At 36.5% G+C, this 16,826-nt stretch carries 17 protein-coding genes and 1 pseudogene; 3 read left to right on the top strand and 15 right to left on the bottom strand.

What is annotated here, in order from left to right; all coding sequences use genetic code 11:
• Window position 1 precedes the first annotated feature (1 nt).
• The 7 genes from OKX56_RS02405 to OKX56_RS02380 form a co-directional block, all read right to left on the bottom strand.
• Window positions 2-1,582 carry a recombinase family protein gene (locus tag OKX56_RS02405; protein WP_287895527.1) on the bottom strand — a complete coding sequence of 527 codons (1,581 nt, stop codon included), beginning with the start codon at window positions 1,580-1,582 and terminating at the stop codon, window positions 2-4.
• A gap of 60 nt (window positions 1,583-1,642) precedes the next feature.
• Complete coding sequence (locus OKX56_RS14900) at window positions 1,643-1,741, bottom strand: SHOCT domain-containing protein (protein ID WP_353737756.1); 99 nt, start codon at window positions 1,739-1,741, stop codon at window positions 1,643-1,645.
• Between the two features lie 14 nt (window positions 1,742-1,755).
• The gene (locus tag OKX56_RS02400) at window positions 1,756-2,136 is read right to left on the bottom strand and encodes a 3'-5' exonuclease family protein (RefSeq protein ID WP_287895525.1); all 381 of its coding nucleotides are present in this window, start codon (window positions 2,134-2,136) and stop codon (window positions 1,756-1,758) included.
• Window positions 2,137-2,205: 69 nt separating this feature from the next.
• Window positions 2,206-2,964 carry a hypothetical protein gene (locus tag OKX56_RS02395; RefSeq protein ID WP_287895523.1) on the bottom strand — a complete coding sequence of 253 codons (759 nt, stop codon included), beginning with the start codon at window positions 2,962-2,964 and terminating at the stop codon, window positions 2,206-2,208.
• A 103-nt stretch (window positions 2,965-3,067) separates the two neighbouring features.
• Window positions 3,068-3,478, bottom strand: a complete 411-nt coding sequence (locus tag OKX56_RS02390; protein WP_287895521.1) for a gp33 family protein — start codon at window positions 3,476-3,478, stop codon at window positions 3,068-3,070.
• Window positions 3,471-4,931, bottom strand: coding sequence for a DEAD/DEAH box helicase (locus OKX56_RS02385; RefSeq protein WP_353737755.1), 1,461 nt, complete (start codon window positions 4,929-4,931; stop codon window positions 3,471-3,473). Before OKX56_RS02385 ends, OKX56_RS02390 begins: the two co-directional genes overlap by 8 nt.
• 39 nt (window positions 4,932-4,970) lie before the next feature.
• Window positions 4,971-5,195, bottom strand: a complete 225-nt coding sequence (locus OKX56_RS02380; protein ID WP_287895519.1) for a helix-turn-helix transcriptional regulator — start codon at window positions 5,193-5,195, stop codon at window positions 4,971-4,973.
• Window positions 5,196-5,347: 152 nt separating this feature from the next.
• Here OKX56_RS02380 and OKX56_RS02375 point away from each other — a divergent pair, with 152 nt between their 5' ends.
• The 3 genes from OKX56_RS02375 to OKX56_RS02365 are packed head-to-tail and all read left to right on the top strand — an operon-like array spanning window position 5,348 to window position 7,166.
• A complete protein-coding gene (locus tag OKX56_RS02375) occupies window positions 5,348-5,776 on the top strand; it encodes a helix-turn-helix domain-containing protein (RefSeq protein WP_287895517.1) in 429 nt (142 codons plus the stop codon).
• 35 nt (window positions 5,777-5,811) lie between these two features.
• Complete coding sequence (locus tag OKX56_RS02370) at window positions 5,812-6,780, top strand: ImmA/IrrE family metallo-endopeptidase (RefSeq protein WP_287895515.1); 969 nt, start codon at window positions 5,812-5,814, stop codon at window positions 6,778-6,780.
• An 11-nt stretch (window positions 6,781-6,791) separates the two neighbouring features.
• A complete protein-coding gene (locus OKX56_RS02365; RefSeq protein ID WP_287895514.1) occupies window positions 6,792-7,166 on the top strand; it encodes a hypothetical protein in 375 nt (124 codons plus the stop codon).
• Between the two features lie 56 nt (window positions 7,167-7,222).
• On the opposite strand, the gene OKX56_RS02360 is transcribed toward OKX56_RS02365, so the two are convergent.
• From OKX56_RS02360 to OKX56_RS02325, 8 genes and pseudogenes are all read right to left on the bottom strand, one after another.
• Window positions 7,223-7,582 carry an ASCH domain-containing protein gene (locus OKX56_RS02360; RefSeq protein ID WP_287895513.1) on the bottom strand — a complete coding sequence of 120 codons (360 nt, stop codon included), beginning with the start codon at window positions 7,580-7,582 and terminating at the stop codon, window positions 7,223-7,225.
• Complete coding sequence (locus OKX56_RS02355; protein ID WP_287895512.1) at window positions 7,566-8,636, bottom strand: GNAT family N-acetyltransferase; 1,071 nt, start codon at window positions 8,634-8,636, stop codon at window positions 7,566-7,568. The genes OKX56_RS02360 and OKX56_RS02355 overlap by 17 nt, the downstream gene beginning before the upstream one ends.
• A 20-nt stretch (window positions 8,637-8,656) precedes the next feature.
• Window positions 8,657-9,025: a helix-turn-helix domain-containing protein gene (locus OKX56_RS02350; RefSeq protein ID WP_287895511.1), complete on the bottom strand. Its 369-nt coding sequence runs from the start codon at window positions 9,023-9,025 to the stop codon at window positions 8,657-8,659.
• A gap of 154 nt (window positions 9,026-9,179) precedes the next feature.
• Window positions 9,180-11,159 (bottom strand): FRG domain-containing protein, encoded by a 1,980-nt coding sequence (locus tag OKX56_RS02345; protein ID WP_287895510.1) that lies wholly within the window; start codon window positions 11,157-11,159, stop codon window positions 9,180-9,182.
• A gap of 11 nt (window positions 11,160-11,170) precedes the next feature.
• Complete coding sequence (locus OKX56_RS02340) at window positions 11,171-14,179, bottom strand: type I restriction endonuclease subunit R (protein WP_287895508.1); 3,009 nt, start codon at window positions 14,177-14,179, stop codon at window positions 11,171-11,173.
• Between the two features lies 1 nt (window position 14,180).
• Window positions 14,181-15,419, bottom strand: coding sequence for a restriction endonuclease subunit S (locus tag OKX56_RS02335; RefSeq protein WP_287895507.1), 1,239 nt, complete (start codon window positions 15,417-15,419; stop codon window positions 14,181-14,183).
• Window positions 15,409-16,332 (bottom strand): annotated as a pseudogene (locus tag OKX56_RS02330) (N-6 DNA methylase); the annotation flags it as partial. The pseudogene OKX56_RS02330 and the gene OKX56_RS02335, both read right to left, overlap by 11 nt.
• A gap of 241 nt (window positions 16,333-16,573) precedes the next feature.
• A complete protein-coding gene (locus OKX56_RS02325) occupies window positions 16,574-16,816 on the bottom strand; it encodes a hypothetical protein (RefSeq protein WP_287895506.1) in 243 nt (80 codons plus the stop codon).
• Between the last annotated feature and the right edge of the window lie 10 nt (window positions 16,817-16,826).

Genomic DNA, 16,826 nt, shown 5'->3' with positions numbered 1-16,826 from the left:
CTCACCTCGCTATCCTTTCTCTTAAACAAAGTCCATTTTTTAGTTTAAATTCAACCTCTATGGAAGATATCACAAGAATTCCACTTACAAATCGAATGAACAACTCATCATCAAAGCCTTCAATAATGCCACCGTCTTTGTTAAGATATTTGTAAAGCTCCTCAGTTTCAGTAACCCTTGTTTTCTCGCCTTCAACACCGCCATTAAGAATTGCCTTCTTATCTTTGAGGCGTAAAAGCTCAGCTTTAAGGCTGTTTTGCTTTTCATAAAAGCGAGCAGGTTCAATAATATTCTTAGTGTAAAGTCCTACAATTGATTGTCCCTGCTCTGATATTTCATCTATTTGCCTGTTAATTTCTACTATGTCTGCATATTTGCCGCCGCTATCAATTTGTTTTAAAGCCTGCAATAATGGCTTCAATATTAGATTTCGGTTTGAATAAAGCTTGTTCATCATCACAACAAATGCTGACTGTATATTTTCATCTCGGATAAACAGCATTGAACAGTCTTGCCCATTGGTACTAATGTGGTTGTTGCAGCACCAAGCGATATATTGTCCAGCCTTATTTGGCAAATGAACTCGTCTCTTAAAAGTACTGCCACATTCATTGCAAAGTATCATTCCAGAAAAAGAGTATCGATTTTGATATTTTGTACTTTTCTTTTTTATGCCCTTTTCATGACCTCGTTGCTTTAAAATGCTTGTTGCCGCTTTGAAATCCTCTTTTGATATAATTGCCACATGATTATCCTGAAGATAAAATTTATCTTCTTCACCCTTATTAGCATGCCTAATAAAATTATCATCTGTATATGTCTTTTGGTGAAGCACGTCACCAATATATTTTTCATTTTCAAGTATTCCTCGAATGGATGTAGCAGACCATTTCTTGCCACGCTGTGGTTTAATTCCATCAGCATCAAGATGCATCGCTACGGCTCGTGTTCCAAACCCTGAAAGCACCTCGGCAAATATGCTTTTAACTATCTTTGCCTGTTCTTCATTAGGAATAATTGTTTCCCCATTGAAGTCATAGCCATAGGGTGGAACTGCCAGCTTATAAGTCCCATTTTTAAAGCGTTTCTGTATGCTCCATTTATTATTTTGCGAAATAGAGATTGATTCCTCCGCTGCAAGTGAACTTAGAATCGTTAATATCAACTCGCTGTCAGTGGTTTTAGTATTGATGTTTTCTTTTTCGAAGAGTATATATACTGAGATATCCGTTAGCCTTCTTACTATTTCCAAACAGTCAGTTGTATTTCTTGCAAAGCGGCTGATAGACTTTGTTATAATAAAATCTATCTTTTTACTTTCACAATCTGATAGCAATCGAAGAAGCTCGGTGCGATTTTCTTTTTTTGTACCACTTATTCCCTCATCTGCATAAACACCAACAAACTCCCATTCCGGATTAGAATTGATAAAGTCTGTATAATGTTCTACTTGGACATTAAAGCTTTGCATTTGCTCTGTGCTATCTGTTGAGACTCGGGCATATGCCGCAGTACGTATTTTTTTAGTTTTGTACAATGAAGTATCTAGCCCTACTGGATTGATTGTTGTTATTTTACGCATTATTTTCACCTCCATTCGTGGGTTACATGATAGCTCTAAGTGTGCTAATTAGCAAGGTATTCAAGCCATAATCCCTGCTAAGTATGGCGAAAAAGATATCCGATTTAGTGCATCAATTTTCTGAAATTCATCCGCAGTAATTAAGCCTTTATCCAGCATCTTTTGAATGAGCTTTAATGATAAACTATAGTGTCATATACTGGTGGCTGAACAATAATGCCCAAGGCATATAAAAACATTGTTTCAAAGCTTAGGTTATGAGCGACCTTTGTAATCTTGTCATTCATAAATACTGTTTGGGAAAGCCAATTCGTGATTTCTTCAATGTTCTTAGCATTATCACCTACCCTATGATTTAGAGGTACATAAACCGCAGTTCCCTCAGCTACTGAAAATGAAACACCTGCAATTACTGATTTATGTGCATCCAGTGCAGCAAATTTCTCATCTCTATATTTATCAATCGGGGCAGTTTCGAAGTCAAAAGCTATGACCTTAGCATCGCCGATATATTCCTGTAATTCATTAAGCTCTGTTACGCATCTATAATCCATGTTTCTCTCCTGTCAGCCTATTAGCAGGGGAGCAGGAACAATTCCCACTCCACCGCTTACGGCGTGTTTTTATTTAAGTGGTTCTACAATCTCACCAGTTTCCGCATCAACAAACGGCAAATCATCTGCTGCTTCAACGGCATGTTCCATTTCAAAGCCGATGTTTTTGCTGTATAACTTAACCTGTTCAGACAGCTTGTTAATCAAAGTGAATTCATCTGGTGTCAACACTCTATCCACAGAAAACTGTGCTTGTGAATATGCAATACCACCATTATTCGTAGCCTTCTTGAGACTAAACTTTGTAACCACGCTGTTTGATTTCTTGCCCTTGGAGAGCAGTCGCTTGATAAAACGTGTAAATTCTTTCAGAGAGCCTGTTGGTATTGAAATAAGTAATGGGAAAATCTCGCCTTCACGCAAGACATAAATTCTTCGTCTATTCTTGCAAGCTTTACTGCCATTTTCACCGCTTCCAAATTTATTGAAATAACAGGCACTACAACTTCCCCCGGGATTGCCTTCACCATTCAATCCATCAAAGCTTCCGCAATCAGGCGGCTGGTTTCCACCTGTATATTTACTTTGATAATATGCGTGCAATGGATGATGAAACAAAATAACTGCTGAAAATTCTTTGACTGTATCTGGCTCGTTTGGATTTTCACCGGGCACTTCATAAACCGTTGAGCCTGCACTTGGAATTTTAATGCGTTCAAATCCACCCTCAAGACCGTCTAGTTCTTCTGCCATGGCATCGTTCATATTGAAATCTGCAAGATTCATAAAACCTGTTTTTATTGTTAATGCTGTATCATTCTTTGACATGTAATTATCCTCCGCAATTTAATATTTTTTTTAATCTATATCAATGCATCTCTGCCCTTATTTCCTAGCTCATTGTTTCTTCGTATCTTTGTATCAGAGAAGCCTATTTTGCTTTTCTGACCCCGACCGTAGTTTTTTCATAGATGTTAACTAAACCATCTAACCAATCGGGTAATAAGTCTGCGTTATCTGACATTTGCTCTTTCACGAAAGCCGATAATGAATTTGCATTTACGGTTTCATACACCAACACACCAAAGCCATTATTTTTGAGTGTGTCATAAAGTACTGCTTTCTTTTCTGCATTAGCTGAAGCTCTTGTAGCATTTGTTAAATAGAACATCGTGCCACTTCTCGTAAAACTCTGTGTCTCTGTTTCTGCCATAAGTTCAGATAATGCATAGTCGGTTTCATCGATTTTTGCATTGATGTCCTTAACGTCTTGTTCTGCCTGTTTCTTAGCTTCCTTAAGCTCTTTTAGCGTGTCAGCCAATTCAAACATTTTATTACTCATCACTTTCACCTCCTCCCGCTGTAAATGGATTGGTTCCATTTTTATAATCATCAACGAGTGTCCTCGCTAAATCCGCTTTGTTTTGTAGTGCCTTCAAGACTTTTTCATCCACAGTTCCTTTTGCGGTAAGATAAATGTAAGTGCAGTTCTCCTTTTGCCCGACTCGATGTATCCTAGCCTTTGTCTGTTCAAAATTACTCATAGAGTAGTCCAGCGAATAGAAAACCATTGTACTTGCTGCTGTTAGTGTAATTCCAAGTCCTGCTGTAGCAATTTGTCCTACAAAAACTTGAACCTCTGGGTCATTTTGAAACTGTGATACCTGTACGTCTCGTTCCTTCACACCACCCATGATCAAGGAATACTTTACTTTTTTACTCTCAATCAATTTACAGATAGCTTTTATTTCTGCTATAAACCTTGCAATAACAACCAGCTTCTTATTTTCGTTTAATGCTTCATCGATGATATCTTCAAGAGCACTAAGTTTTGATGTGCTTATTCGTTGAGGTGCATTGCCCTCATCGTCACCAATAAATCCACCAGTCAGCTGGGATAACCTAAGAAGCCTTGTAAGTACATTTGTTACAGTAACTTCGCCTTTTGAAAGCTCTGCAAAACTGTCTTTGACTAAATCCTTGTAGACCTTAGCGGCATTGGTTTCCAGCTCAACATATCTAATAATGTCGGTGGTGGCTGGCAAGTCTAAGCACTCCGCTTTTGTGATTCGATATGCAATGCTGTGAAGTCTTTCTGTCAGCTCCCTCTCCATGCTTTTCTTTAAGATCGGAGTGTGGCTGCCATAACCCGTCATATCAAAGTATTTATTTCTAAATATGTAGAAGCTCTGACCAAAAACTGTAGGATTTAAAAACTTATATTGGCTGAATACGTCAATGGCTTTATTTGTAATTACCGTTCCTGTAAGAAGCATCTTGTATCTTGCCGCTGCTCCCAGTTTATGTAGTGACTTTGATTGCTTCGTGTTGTGAGTCTTGATTTTATGCCCTTCGTCTGCCACGATAATATCTGCATTGAACTTGAGTAGCTCATCTTCCAGCCTCCATGCTGATTCATAGTTTACGATCACCACTTGAAGAGGTGTTCCAGTCATATGCCTGAGCGTATCTGCTTTTTTATTTCCTGTACCAGATAGAACCGCTACTGTATAATTAAAATCAGCAAATTTTAAAAGCTCTTCCTGCCATACGCCTACAATAGAAAGTGGTGCGATGATCAATACTCGTTTTATCTTGCCAGCATTATATAGAGCACCGATGACAGATATAGTAGTGATTGTCTTGCCTGTCCCCATTTCCATCAGCAAAGCAACACCAATGGATATTAACTTCATTTGAGGTATTAACCCAAACAAACTACATACAAAGTAAAACGCTTCTATTTGGTGTTTATAGGGAACAGCTTTGATTGGCATTGCATTTTCTTTCTTCAATTTTCCTCACCTCCATTCATTATTGAAATATTATTTTATTTATTTGCCTACAGGCAACACTTGATGCAAAAAAAAGAGCTTATCTATTGGTTCATTCGGAAATACTCTGATAAGATTTCCTGCAAGTTTTGTACCTCCTTTCCTGCGACCATTAAAAAGGCGATTCACTTCCGCTCTTGACATCCCAAGTTCATTTGCAAATTCTGTCTGAGACCATCCTTGCTTGAACACTAGATCTTGAATATATTTCATGTTTGGCACCATACTTTTCACCTCCTGTCATCGTTTGCCTCTGGGTTACATTTTTATTATAGTGTTCCCCATTAGTGTTGTCAATTCGTTTTTGCAAATAATTATTATATTGTTGACAGTAGGTTACACCTATGTTATACTTTTCTCAAAAGGAGGTGTGCATAATGCCTACAAATATTGGTAGCTATATCGCACAATTGCGTGCTGAAAAGAAGATCTCTCAACGAGAGCTTTCTGATAGAAGCGGCATTAGCAATACTGAGATTTCCCGTATTGAAGCAGGGAAGAGAAATAACCCCACACCGGCTACTCTTCGTGCCTTATCAGAAGCTTTAAACATTGAATACAGTGACCTAATGAAAGTTGCAGGTTATATTGAGGAAATTCATGAAACGGACAAATTTTATGAATTAGTATTCAAAGATGAAAATGGTGAAATTGTGGATATTAAGCGTGGAGTAAAAGATATGTTCCGTAAAGACGAGGATTGGGCAAATGTTGCTTATCGTGTGTCTCGTGAATTAACAGATGAGGATAGGTCAATACTGAAGGACATGGCACTGTCGTTTCTTAAAAACAAGAAAAAACAGTAATCACCGTCCCTACTAAAGAGGAGAGTGCTACTGTCATGAAATACTTTGATGAACGATATTTGACCATAAACAAGCTATCAGAAAACAGCAAGCATCTAATACGGATTCGGCTTGCTGAATTCTTACATACTTACAATATAAAAGAATATCCAATTAACTGTGTTGAATTACTTGATACAATAATAAATAGCAACAAGCTTAATCTCGAAAAAATGGAAAATGATCAGCTTTCACATAATGTTGATGCTGCAGCCGAGTATTATGGTGAAGAATATGGTTACTGTATTGTCCTTAATACCCGCAAAAGAGGTTCATTCCGTTATTCAAGTTATCGACGTTTCAATTTTACCATTGCTCACGAAATAGCCCATATTATTTTAGGTCATTTGCTTATACCACGCCGACTCAAATCTAAAAAGCACCTTGATCATGACGATTTAGAAGCTGACGAATTTGCAGGTCGTCTACTAGTTCCAGAACGCTTATTAATAAAAAGCAATTTTATTTCTCGTGAAGCGGTCGCAGCTGAATTTTTAGTTTCAGACCAAGCCCTGTTTAAAAGAGTGAATAATCTTAAAAGGCTTGATTTATTTAGTTCTATTCCTGTTGCAACTTGTAAGCAGTGTGGCAATACAGATATTTCACCAATTGCTGAATTCTGTATAATCTGCGGCAACGAATTAACATCTTCTAACGTAAAAGGTGTTAAACAAATTGAATATACAGTTCCAATGGAGCTTGATCATAATTCAAGAATTATTATTTGCCCAATATGTAAAAACGAGGAAATGAGCACCACAGCCAGCTTTTGCCGTATTTGTGGAACTTCACTTTTCAATGAATGCAATGGAGATAAGTATCAAACTAATTGCTACCACAAGAACCCTTCCAACGCACGTTATTGCGAAATTTGTGGCAAGCAAACAATCTACTCAAAAGAGAACTTCCTTCTCTCTTGGCAAGAAGAACGGAGCGAATATATTGTGAACTCAACTCACAGATAGGATGATGAAATATGATTTATAATGATGGTTTTCAGATGAATAAAAATGACCAAGTCGTAATTTGCCCTAAGTGCAAAAACGAGGAGTTTAGCTCCAAATCAGAATTTTGCAGAATCTGCGGTACACGTGTATACAACAAATGCGAGGGAGATTGGGATGATAGAGATCAGTATTTAATTCAGCACAATTGTCCCGGGAACGCTCGCTTCTGTGAAAGTTGCGGCAAACCTACATATTTCCTTACTGAAAATTACTTGAAGCCATGGGATCAAGTGCAGTTCATAGACAACGACGAAAATTTTTATGCTACAGATGAGGTTGCCGCTACAAATAATGAATTTGAAATATCGAATTCAGCTCCTGATGATGAGGATTTACCATTTTAGGCAAAATAAAAGCAGGGGGATAGGAAGCTGCACGCTTCATAAACCCTGCTTTTATTTTAAATATATACAAATGACTGCGGTGCAAAGCTGATGCCAAAATCCATAAGTTTTAGTGGTTCTTTATATTTTTTCACTTTACCGAGCCGATAGGCGACAGCTTTTTCTTTATTCTCAAAATACACATCAAAGAAATGCTTTGTAATTCCCGAAAATTCAGCAGTAAGTTCCCAAACTTCATCGGGGGTATCTACTATTATTTCCAAAACTTCAACTTCACCAACCACACGCATTACAGGGGAGGTGGAATATATAACAATCTTATCCACATTAGATTTACACTTGATTTTTCTAAACTCAAACTGCTTATTGCCATTCAAAATATTTTCTACATGTTCTGGATTAATCGATAATAACATTTTGCACATCTACATCACCCATTTCTAATAGTTTAATGAACTGTTCTTTTGTGTAATCCAAATTATAAGGATGAACATCAAATAATCCCTGCTCTTTTAAGTTTTTGTGAATTATATTATGACCTTTACCCAAAAAGCCATTATACACTAATTCAAGCATCACGACATTATTTTGACCGTTATATGTACTAGTTAATTCCTCCGCTGTAAAAACAGTTTTGTTGCCCGCATTCTTAACAAAATCAGCAAGGCTCATAGCTGCTCTTCCATTGTTTTTTATTACATCCATTTTGGTTATTGTACAATATGATGTAACTGCCGATCTGTAGGTTTTTCCTGAGTCACCTTCGAATATCCGATAAATACCGACTGGTTCCCCAACTTCATAGTGCATAGCTGTATAAGGTGAACCTATGTAAACCTTTGTAACCCCATTGCCAGCTGTTTCCTCCTCAATCTCACGCTTTCTGATTTTTAACTCAGAATAAGGGAACAGTCTATCATGAAATCTCTCAAATATCGGCAGTAACCCTGCTTTGCTAAAGTTTGCTCGAATAAATGGGAATGCTTTATAAGGGTCACTATAATCAATTTTGCTACGACTTTTTAAATATATGCATTCTCCACGACTATTCATACCAACACATTTAAACCCAAATCGCTCAAAAAGACTGATTAATTCAGAATGTTTTTCAAAGACAGTAACATAAATGTCCTCGGCTTTATCATCACGCCATTTCCAAAGAGTAACACCCAATGCACCCTCTCCAAGTCGCATACCTCTGAACCGTTCAGCCAATCGTAATGTTCCAATTTTAACTCGAGGTATGGGAGGTAAGGTTTTGTCCATTAGCTGAATATCTTCGTTTTCTCTTTTAAGATAGACAAACGCACCCACACCTTGTTCATCGTTGAAAACGAGAGCATACTCTCCTGCATCGCTTTTTTTCTTAAACCAAACTGGAAATTCCTCATAATCCGCTTTTAGTGCATCAAAAAAAGCGTCTTCAAGGTTTACCTCTGAAAATTTTCGCCATTCAAACTTACCAGCCATTATGCTACCTCCATTCAAAATCACTTATTTTCAAGCACCGCAATAAACTGTTGCCAATCCTTCACGCTTGCCTTATTCTTGGCTTTTCTTATAGCCACCCTCACAATATCAGTTGACATTACATACCCTGCTATATCTGGAGGTACACATCCTTTGTTTTGTCCTGCCAAATCATAGTATAACGGAAGATCATCATCTGATAATTTCAAAACAGCCACCAACTTTGTTAATAGTTCTCCACCAGTAGGTGGATATCTTCGGTTTTTTTCGATATCACAAATATAGACAGTAGTAACACCCAACGCCTCCGCAACTTGTTTTTGCGTGATGCCTTGGGTTTTTCTTTTGCCATAAACATATGCACCAAATGTAATATCTTGACTACTCATTTATATAACCTCTTAACTTAATTGCTTATTAGCATATTAGCTAATATTATTATAGTGTAAATCGAAATTTTCGTCAATGACTTTCTCCGAAATATGGACATATAGGGACATATCAAATAGCCAGTCCATAGAACTGACTATTTGATATGAGCATTTATATCTTGAAGTTTTTAGAATATTTTACAATCGGAGAGACACCGCTTCTCTCTACAAATTCCCCAATAAGGTTTTCATATTCAATTCCTGCTTTTTCAACAAATGATTTAGGCTGAACGCTTGCGATAGGTAAAAGTATCTCTAAAGAATAGTCGCCGCTTTCATACCCATTGCCTTTATCAGTAAATTTTGCGGATTTAAATTTTCCATTTTCAATTTTAACTTTATCCTGAGCAAATAGCCTTTTATTCTTGTTAATAGATATCATCAACTCCGCATCATCAAACAAATTCGTACTAGCTTGGATAATAACTTTTTTATCATCATCTACAATTATGTTTAAATCAAAATCTACCTTTAATCCATTTTCATTTATCGGTATAGTAGGATTGAATTTATATATCTTTTCTTTCTTAACGTATTTTATTGTTGCCATATCAGAATCAGTAACATTTATTTTGTTTTTCCAGTTTAATTTTTGCTCTTCAATTAATTTTATACTTTTTGTCATATCAGACATTAAATATCTGAACAAGTAAAAGTCTTTATTTTCAAGGCTTTCATTACGAGTAGAAATACTAGCTATTTCATCAAATGTGCTTATTAGTGACTGAAACAACTCCAAATACTCATCAAATAAGGGGTTTCTGGATCTACCTAAATCTTGCATATGAAAATATCTTTCTCTGATTTTTTTTGTACCATTACAAATTTCTGAAACAAAAGAGCTTATATCGTTTTGCAAATAGTAATTATTGAGAATATCAAACTCCTCTTTTATAGAAAAGTAAAAATTTAAATTACATACAAATAAATATTTGTCGTCTTCAAATGCATCTGAAAGCATTTCCTGTGTAGCTTGAAAATTCTCATTAAAATCCCATGATATATTCTTACTCTCTTTTTCTTTTAACTCAATCGGCTTATGAACTGCACTATCACTTACCCAAAGAGCTCTTAAAATCCAATTAGACATCACAAGATACTCATCATTTAATGCAACATAAATCCAAATGACAGAACATGCTCTCATCTTCTTTTCAATTACATCATAAACGGCTTTCTTAATCATTTCTATTTCGTATTTCCCATCAAGTACGATAGATATAGACAATCTTTTATCAGATCTTGTAGAGATGTCTTTAACATCATGAATTTTATACATGACTTTACAATCAACCTTCCTTTCAGGACCTACTGCGAATTTTTGTTTAATATGTTCAGCATATGTAGGTAATTCAGGGTAAACTGTCCTAGATGATATCCCTAAGGAGTCCAATTCATCTCTTATACTCTTTTTGTATTCATATGGGATTAGTATGGTTTCAGTTGCTTGATTTCGGTCTATGGCATTAATAGAATTAATTATTTTTCCTCCACTCACCGTATTACCACATATCAAAAAAGTGCCTTGTTGTATAAGTAATCTATCATTGTCATTTGCAAAAATATTATTTGGTTTAATTATATAATTTCCTCTACATATATCTAAAAACTCAGATTCTTCTATTTTTGAATCAAATTTCTTATAATACTTACTACACAATTCGCTTATATTAGATTTTTCATTAAAAGCTAATAATGATAAAGCATGAATTTCTATGTCATTATAATGATATAATTTACCATCAACAAACACATAAACTATACCATCTGACTTTTCCGCATCATCCTCAACTGCAAAATACAGAGCACAAAGTTCAGAAATCGTTAGATCTACCAATCTAGTAGGTAGTCCATAGTGCTGCATTTTTGCCAAATACTCTATTGGTAGTTCATTATTAGCAAAATCGCTTTGCCTTTCTGCAATTACCTCACTAATAATTGTACTTTCATTATTTAGAAAACCCTCATCTCTTGCAAGACTACAGGAAATATCCCAATTTTTATTCTTTTGTCCTCTAAATAATATATTTTTATAACTTTTATAACGGGTTAATATTTCTTTGTATTTTGATACACTGTTTGCTTGACTCATATCGCACCTCCTTACTCCGCATCCCCATTATCAGTCCACATCTCACACTGTGAAATAACAACATCCACAGCTTCTTCTTGACCCTCTGGAGGATACTTGTATTTTTTAAGTAACCGCTTTACCATTGACCTCATATTCGCTCTTGCTTGCTCTTTTTTCTGCCAGTCAACAGTCCTGCTCTTCGAGAGCATTTGAGTTAGTTCCTTTGTTATCTGCACCAATGCTTCATTTGAAAAGAAGTCCTTGATTGCCGATGGCTTTAGAAGTGCATCGTAGAAGGCTTTTTCCTCCACAGACAGACCCATTTCATCTCCTGCTTTATGGTCTTTGGCTATATCTGCCGCCATTTTTAACAGTTCATCAATAACCTCTGCATTCGTGAGTTGACCGTTTCTATATGAGTTCATCAACCGTCCCATTTTTTCAGAAAACAGCTCTGATTTTACTAAGTTTGTCCTCTTATAAACAGATATTTGTTCTTGAATTAGTTTCTTGAGCAGCTCTGCTGCAAGGTTCTTTTGTTGCATCTTAGCGATATCTTCCAAGAACGCTGCATCAAAAAGCGAAAATTCAGTTTTAACATCGGAAAACAGATTAATAACCCCATCACTCTTGATGCTCTGCTTTAATAGCTCATTGATCCGATCGTTGATTTCTTTAAGTGACAGTTTCTTACCTGTAACAATCCTTGTAATAGCTGTTCGCACAGCTTCAAAAAATGCTGCTTCAAATCTCTGTGTTTTATCAAGTAAGCTTCGACATAGCGATGCAGATTGTTTGAGATATAGAGCTTCTTTAATAAACAAGTTTTTCTCTTGTTCATCTGCAATTATGAAGTTTATTCCTCCTACAATTGCTTTTGCTCTGTCTAAGTCGCTTCCATTTTCAAATTTTGAAATATCAAAAGAATGGAATAGATCCTTACAGACTGTAAGTTTCTCAATAAACTTTGGTAATGCCGCCTTTGATATATCAGTATCACCATAATTTTTTCTATCACGCAAAGTGAATTCTTTCATTGCCTGTTTGAGTGCAGATGCTATGCCAACATAGTCAACAACCAAGCCACCCTCTTTATCACCAAATACACGATTAACCCTTGCAATTGCCTGCATCAGATTATGTCCTGCCATCGGTTTATATATATACATTGTGGCAAGTGACGGTACATCAAATCCTGTTAGCCACATATCAACCACGATTGCAATTTTCATTTCATCATTGTCATTCTTGAACTTTCGTGCAAGCTCTGACCGATAGCCCTTTCCACCCACAATATCTTTCCATTCTTCGGGATCGTTGTTGTCGCTGGTCATAACAACTTTTATCTTTTCTGACCACTCTGGTCGAAGCCGTAAAATCTCAGCATATATCTTCATTGCAATAGGGCGAGAATATGCAACAATCATTGCTTTCCCAGTCAGCAAATCCTGCCTGTCCTCGTAGTGAGTTACGATATCATTGCAAAGTGATTTTATTGTCGCTTCTGCCCCCAAAATTGAGTCCATTGTCGAAAGCTCTTTTTTACTCTTTTCAACGACATATTCCTCTGCCTGCTCTGCAACACGCTCATACTCTGCATCAACACTTTTTAGAACCTCTTCATTAAGTCCAAGATTTATAACTCTACTTTCATAATAAACTGGACGGGTTGCTCCATCCTCCACTGATTGTGTCATATCGTAAACATCTATGTATTCACCAAAAACCTCTCTTGTTGAGCGGTCTTTAACTGATATTGGCGTACCTGTAAAACCTATGAATGTTGCCTTTGGTAAACTTTCTCTCACAAGGCGTGCAAAACCGAGACTAACCTTTCCGGTCTTTGAATCAATTTTTTCATCCAATGCATATTGACTTCTGTGTGCTTCATCTGCCATTAAGATTATATTTCTTCGGTTTGAGAGTGGTTCAGCTGATTCCTCAAACTTTTGCATTGTGGTAAATATAATTCCATTAGCTACTCTTCCAGCAAGAAGTTTTTTAAGATCAGCTCTATTTTCTGCTTGTTCGGGCACTTGCCTCAAATAATCTTTACACTTTGCAAACTGTCCATACAACTGGTCGTCTAAATCATTTCTATCGGTCAAAACTACAACCGTCGGACTATTAAGAGCTGCTTGTAAAAGCTTTGTATAAAAAACCATTGAAAGCGACTTTCCGCTACCTTGTGTATGCCAGAAAATACCACCCTTGCCATCAGTTTCTGTAGCAGTTTTGGTACGTTCTATTGCCTTTTTTACAGCAAAATATTGATGATACCCAGCTAGAATTTTATTATCATCAGAGAAAAGAATGAAATTTTTTATAATATCAAGCAAGCGTTTTTTTACAAACATCCCCTCAAACAAAACATCAAACATTGCATACTTTGTTTCTTCATAATCACCACTTGTGGTTTTCCATTCCATAAAACGATCTTCAGCAGAGGTAATAGTTCCAACCTTTGAAGTTGCAAGATCGCTCATTACACAAAAAATATTGTATGAAAAAATACATGGAATGTCCTTCATATAGTTCCGTAATTGACGATATGCCGCCGATACATCTGTTTGCTCACGAGAGCAGGATTTAAGCTCAATCACAACGAGTGGGAGCCCATTAATAAAAACCACGACGTCTGGTCGTTTTTCTTCGTTTTCCACTACCGTCCATTGGTTTATAACACAGTAACTGTTGCGGTCAGTATTGTCATAGTCGATGAGTTTCACTCTGTCATACTTTGTTTCACCGTTATAAACCGTACTAACCTCAATACCATTTTGTAAATAGTCCATGAAAACGCTATTCTTCTGCAAAAGTTGTACGCTCTCAAAGTTTTTGAGCTTATATATTGCTTCGTTAATAGCATCCTGCGAGAGCTTGGGGTTTATATCGCTTAAGGAGGATAGCAGCAATTCTTCATATAATGGCGAGCGATAATCACGTATTATATTGGGTCCATATAAATAATCATAGCCCAAATTATCACGCATTAATTCAATTATAGCATTCTCAAAGTCTTGTTCTGTGTATGGCATATCACACACCCTCCTCAACCGGCAAAAGGATTTCGCCCGAAATAAGTTTTGGTAGCAGAATATCTCGAATGTTTATAAGTATTTCTATCTCTTTTGTTAGCTCCTTTTGAGCAAAATAGGTAACTTCAAAAATCTGATTGAACTTATCTATAACACTCTTTGGTGGGTACACTGTTTTTATTAATGCAAAATCACAATAATTCATTGCTTGCCTTACAGAACCTGAAGCCCTTTTTATGACTTCACTTTTAAAATTATCTGTCTTAATAAACAATTTAAAAAACCAATGGTAATCCTCTTCAGCTTTAAAAACAACATACACTGGACTGACACAACCATCAAAATTGTATTCATTCATTCCAATTGAACCGATGTTGACCCTCGCTGGATTATAGGCAAATTCCTTATTCCTAACTATTATGTATTTTGATAAGTCTTTACTGAAAACTTGCTTCGTAAAGTATTCTTCTGAAAGCTTTAAATTGCCTGTGTTGACTGCAGATAAAACTCGAAAATCATTAGTTCTCGTTTTATCCCTCATATTAATCGTTACATTTCCAAGCTCAACAGCTTGCCAACCTAAAGGTATCAAACCAAGTTCACTATCCACCATTTTTCCGCCACTGGATTTATAGGGCTGATCATCTTCATTCTGAAATTCAAAATCAACAAACCAATGCTTAAAAATAGCCTGAGTCATTTCATCAAGTATCTTGTTTGTTCGTTTATTCTGCTCTATCAAATCGTCAATACAGGTTAAAGTTGCCGCAATAGCCCTCTGCTCATGGATAGGTGGAATAAAAAGTTTGTAATTAAACAAAACATCATTTTGAACCCTTTGCCTCCCAGAAGTACCTGTCATAGATTGAATTGCTTTGTTTTTGATCTGATTAGATATGGATAGGTAATATACAAAGTCATTTATAGTTTTTCCAACCTTTTCTCTCATAACAATAAATTCAGTTGACCCAAAACCAACTTCACCATCATCTAAAATATCTACTTGGGCAATCTTCCCATTTTCAAGGCATGGTGTTATTCTTGCCATAAGAGTATCACCATTTCTAAACTTGCTACCACCATTGAATACAGTTTCCTCGTAATCGTAAATTTTTCTAGTACATGGACTTATTTTTTCCATAGAAACTTTTTTCATCATAGTATCTTTAACTATTTTTTCTGATGGATTAAACTCAATTACATCAGAAAGCATTTCCTCTTTCCACTCACTAAAACTCATATCCAATCGCCCCCAGCCTTGACCTTATCTGTTGTTCCAACTCCAGCCTTTTTTTAAACACTTCTGATAACTCACCAGTAAGTCGTGCCATCTTTTCTTCAAATGGATCACCATCGTCTTCCAGTTCCTCGATGCCAACATATCTTCCTGGTGTCAAGATATAATCATGTTTTGCTATATAAGCTGTTTCAATTACAGAACAAAAACCTTTTACGTCTTCACAATTACCTTTTTCAAAAGCAGAAAAAGTATCAGCTATTTTTTGTATATCCTTATCGGTAAGTTCTCTGAGTGTACGTGTAGCCATTGTTCCTAAATGTCTAGCATCAATAATAAGCGTTTTCCCTTTTTGCTTTTTATTCTTGTTTAAGAACCAAAGAGAGACCGGAATTCCAGTTGTATAAAATAATTGAGGAGGTAATGCCACAACACCTTCAACTAAATCGGCTATAATAATGTTTTTTCTTATTTCTCCCTCGCCACCGTTTTGAGATGATAATGATCCATTTGCAAGCACAAGCCCAATCTTACCGTTCGGTGCCAAGTGATGTATCATGTGTTGCATCCAAGCAAAGTTGGCATTTCCAGCTGGCGGCAGACCATATTTCCAACGCACGTCATCTCGTAGCTTATCCAGTCCCCAATCCGAAAGATTAAAAGGAGGATTTGCAAGTATGTAATCAGATCTGAGAGTTGGATTGCAATCATCAAGGAACGTATCAGCATTATACCTTCCTAAGTCTGCCTCTATCCCACGAATAGCAAGGTTCATCATACACATTTTCCATGTAGTGGCATTACTATCTTGTCCATATATTGATATGTTGTTTATATTTCCTTGGTGGTTTTCTATAAACTTCGCTGACTGCACAAACATGCCGCCGCTGCCGCAGCAAGGGTCTATGTTCTTACCGTCTTTGATACAATAAGAAAGAGCCTTCCCCGACAGCAGCGTGCCGAAAAAGGCTTGAAATAAAGGGCTTCCGAGGTTCCGCACCTTTTCGATGCGAGCTTCGGGAGCCCTTTTTTATTTATTTGGTTTGTAGTGCCGGCAGCCTATTTTGTATTTACTTACCCTGCAAAATTGGCAGCCGAAGAATAATTAAAAAGTGTGGCAAAATTAAAATGTTCTTCGTTTCACTCTGACGTTCTGCTCACCGTTTATTACGTGCGACTTTATATGTATTTTCGAGATATTTTTCCGGCTCCGGCATCGGGTGACCTTTATGCTTGATGTCTGCACGTTCCTCTTTTTGATAAACAGCAATGATATGCTGCCATTCCTTTGGGTACATTTCTTTGAACTTGGTCTTAAATTCTTGAATATCATCCGGATTACTCATTGCTGCAAAAACTGAGGCGACTTTTTCTTCTTTTTTCACTATTACTGCTGGCATATGAAATCCT

The organism is Dehalobacter sp. (assembly GCF_030063005.1).
In the GTDB taxonomy this organism is placed as follows: Bacteria; Bacillota; Desulfitobacteriia; order Desulfitobacteriales; family Syntrophobotulaceae; genus Dehalobacter; species Dehalobacter restrictus.
The sequence above is the reverse complement of the archived record's forward strand: the minus strand, read 5'-3'. Positions and strand labels throughout refer to the sequence as shown.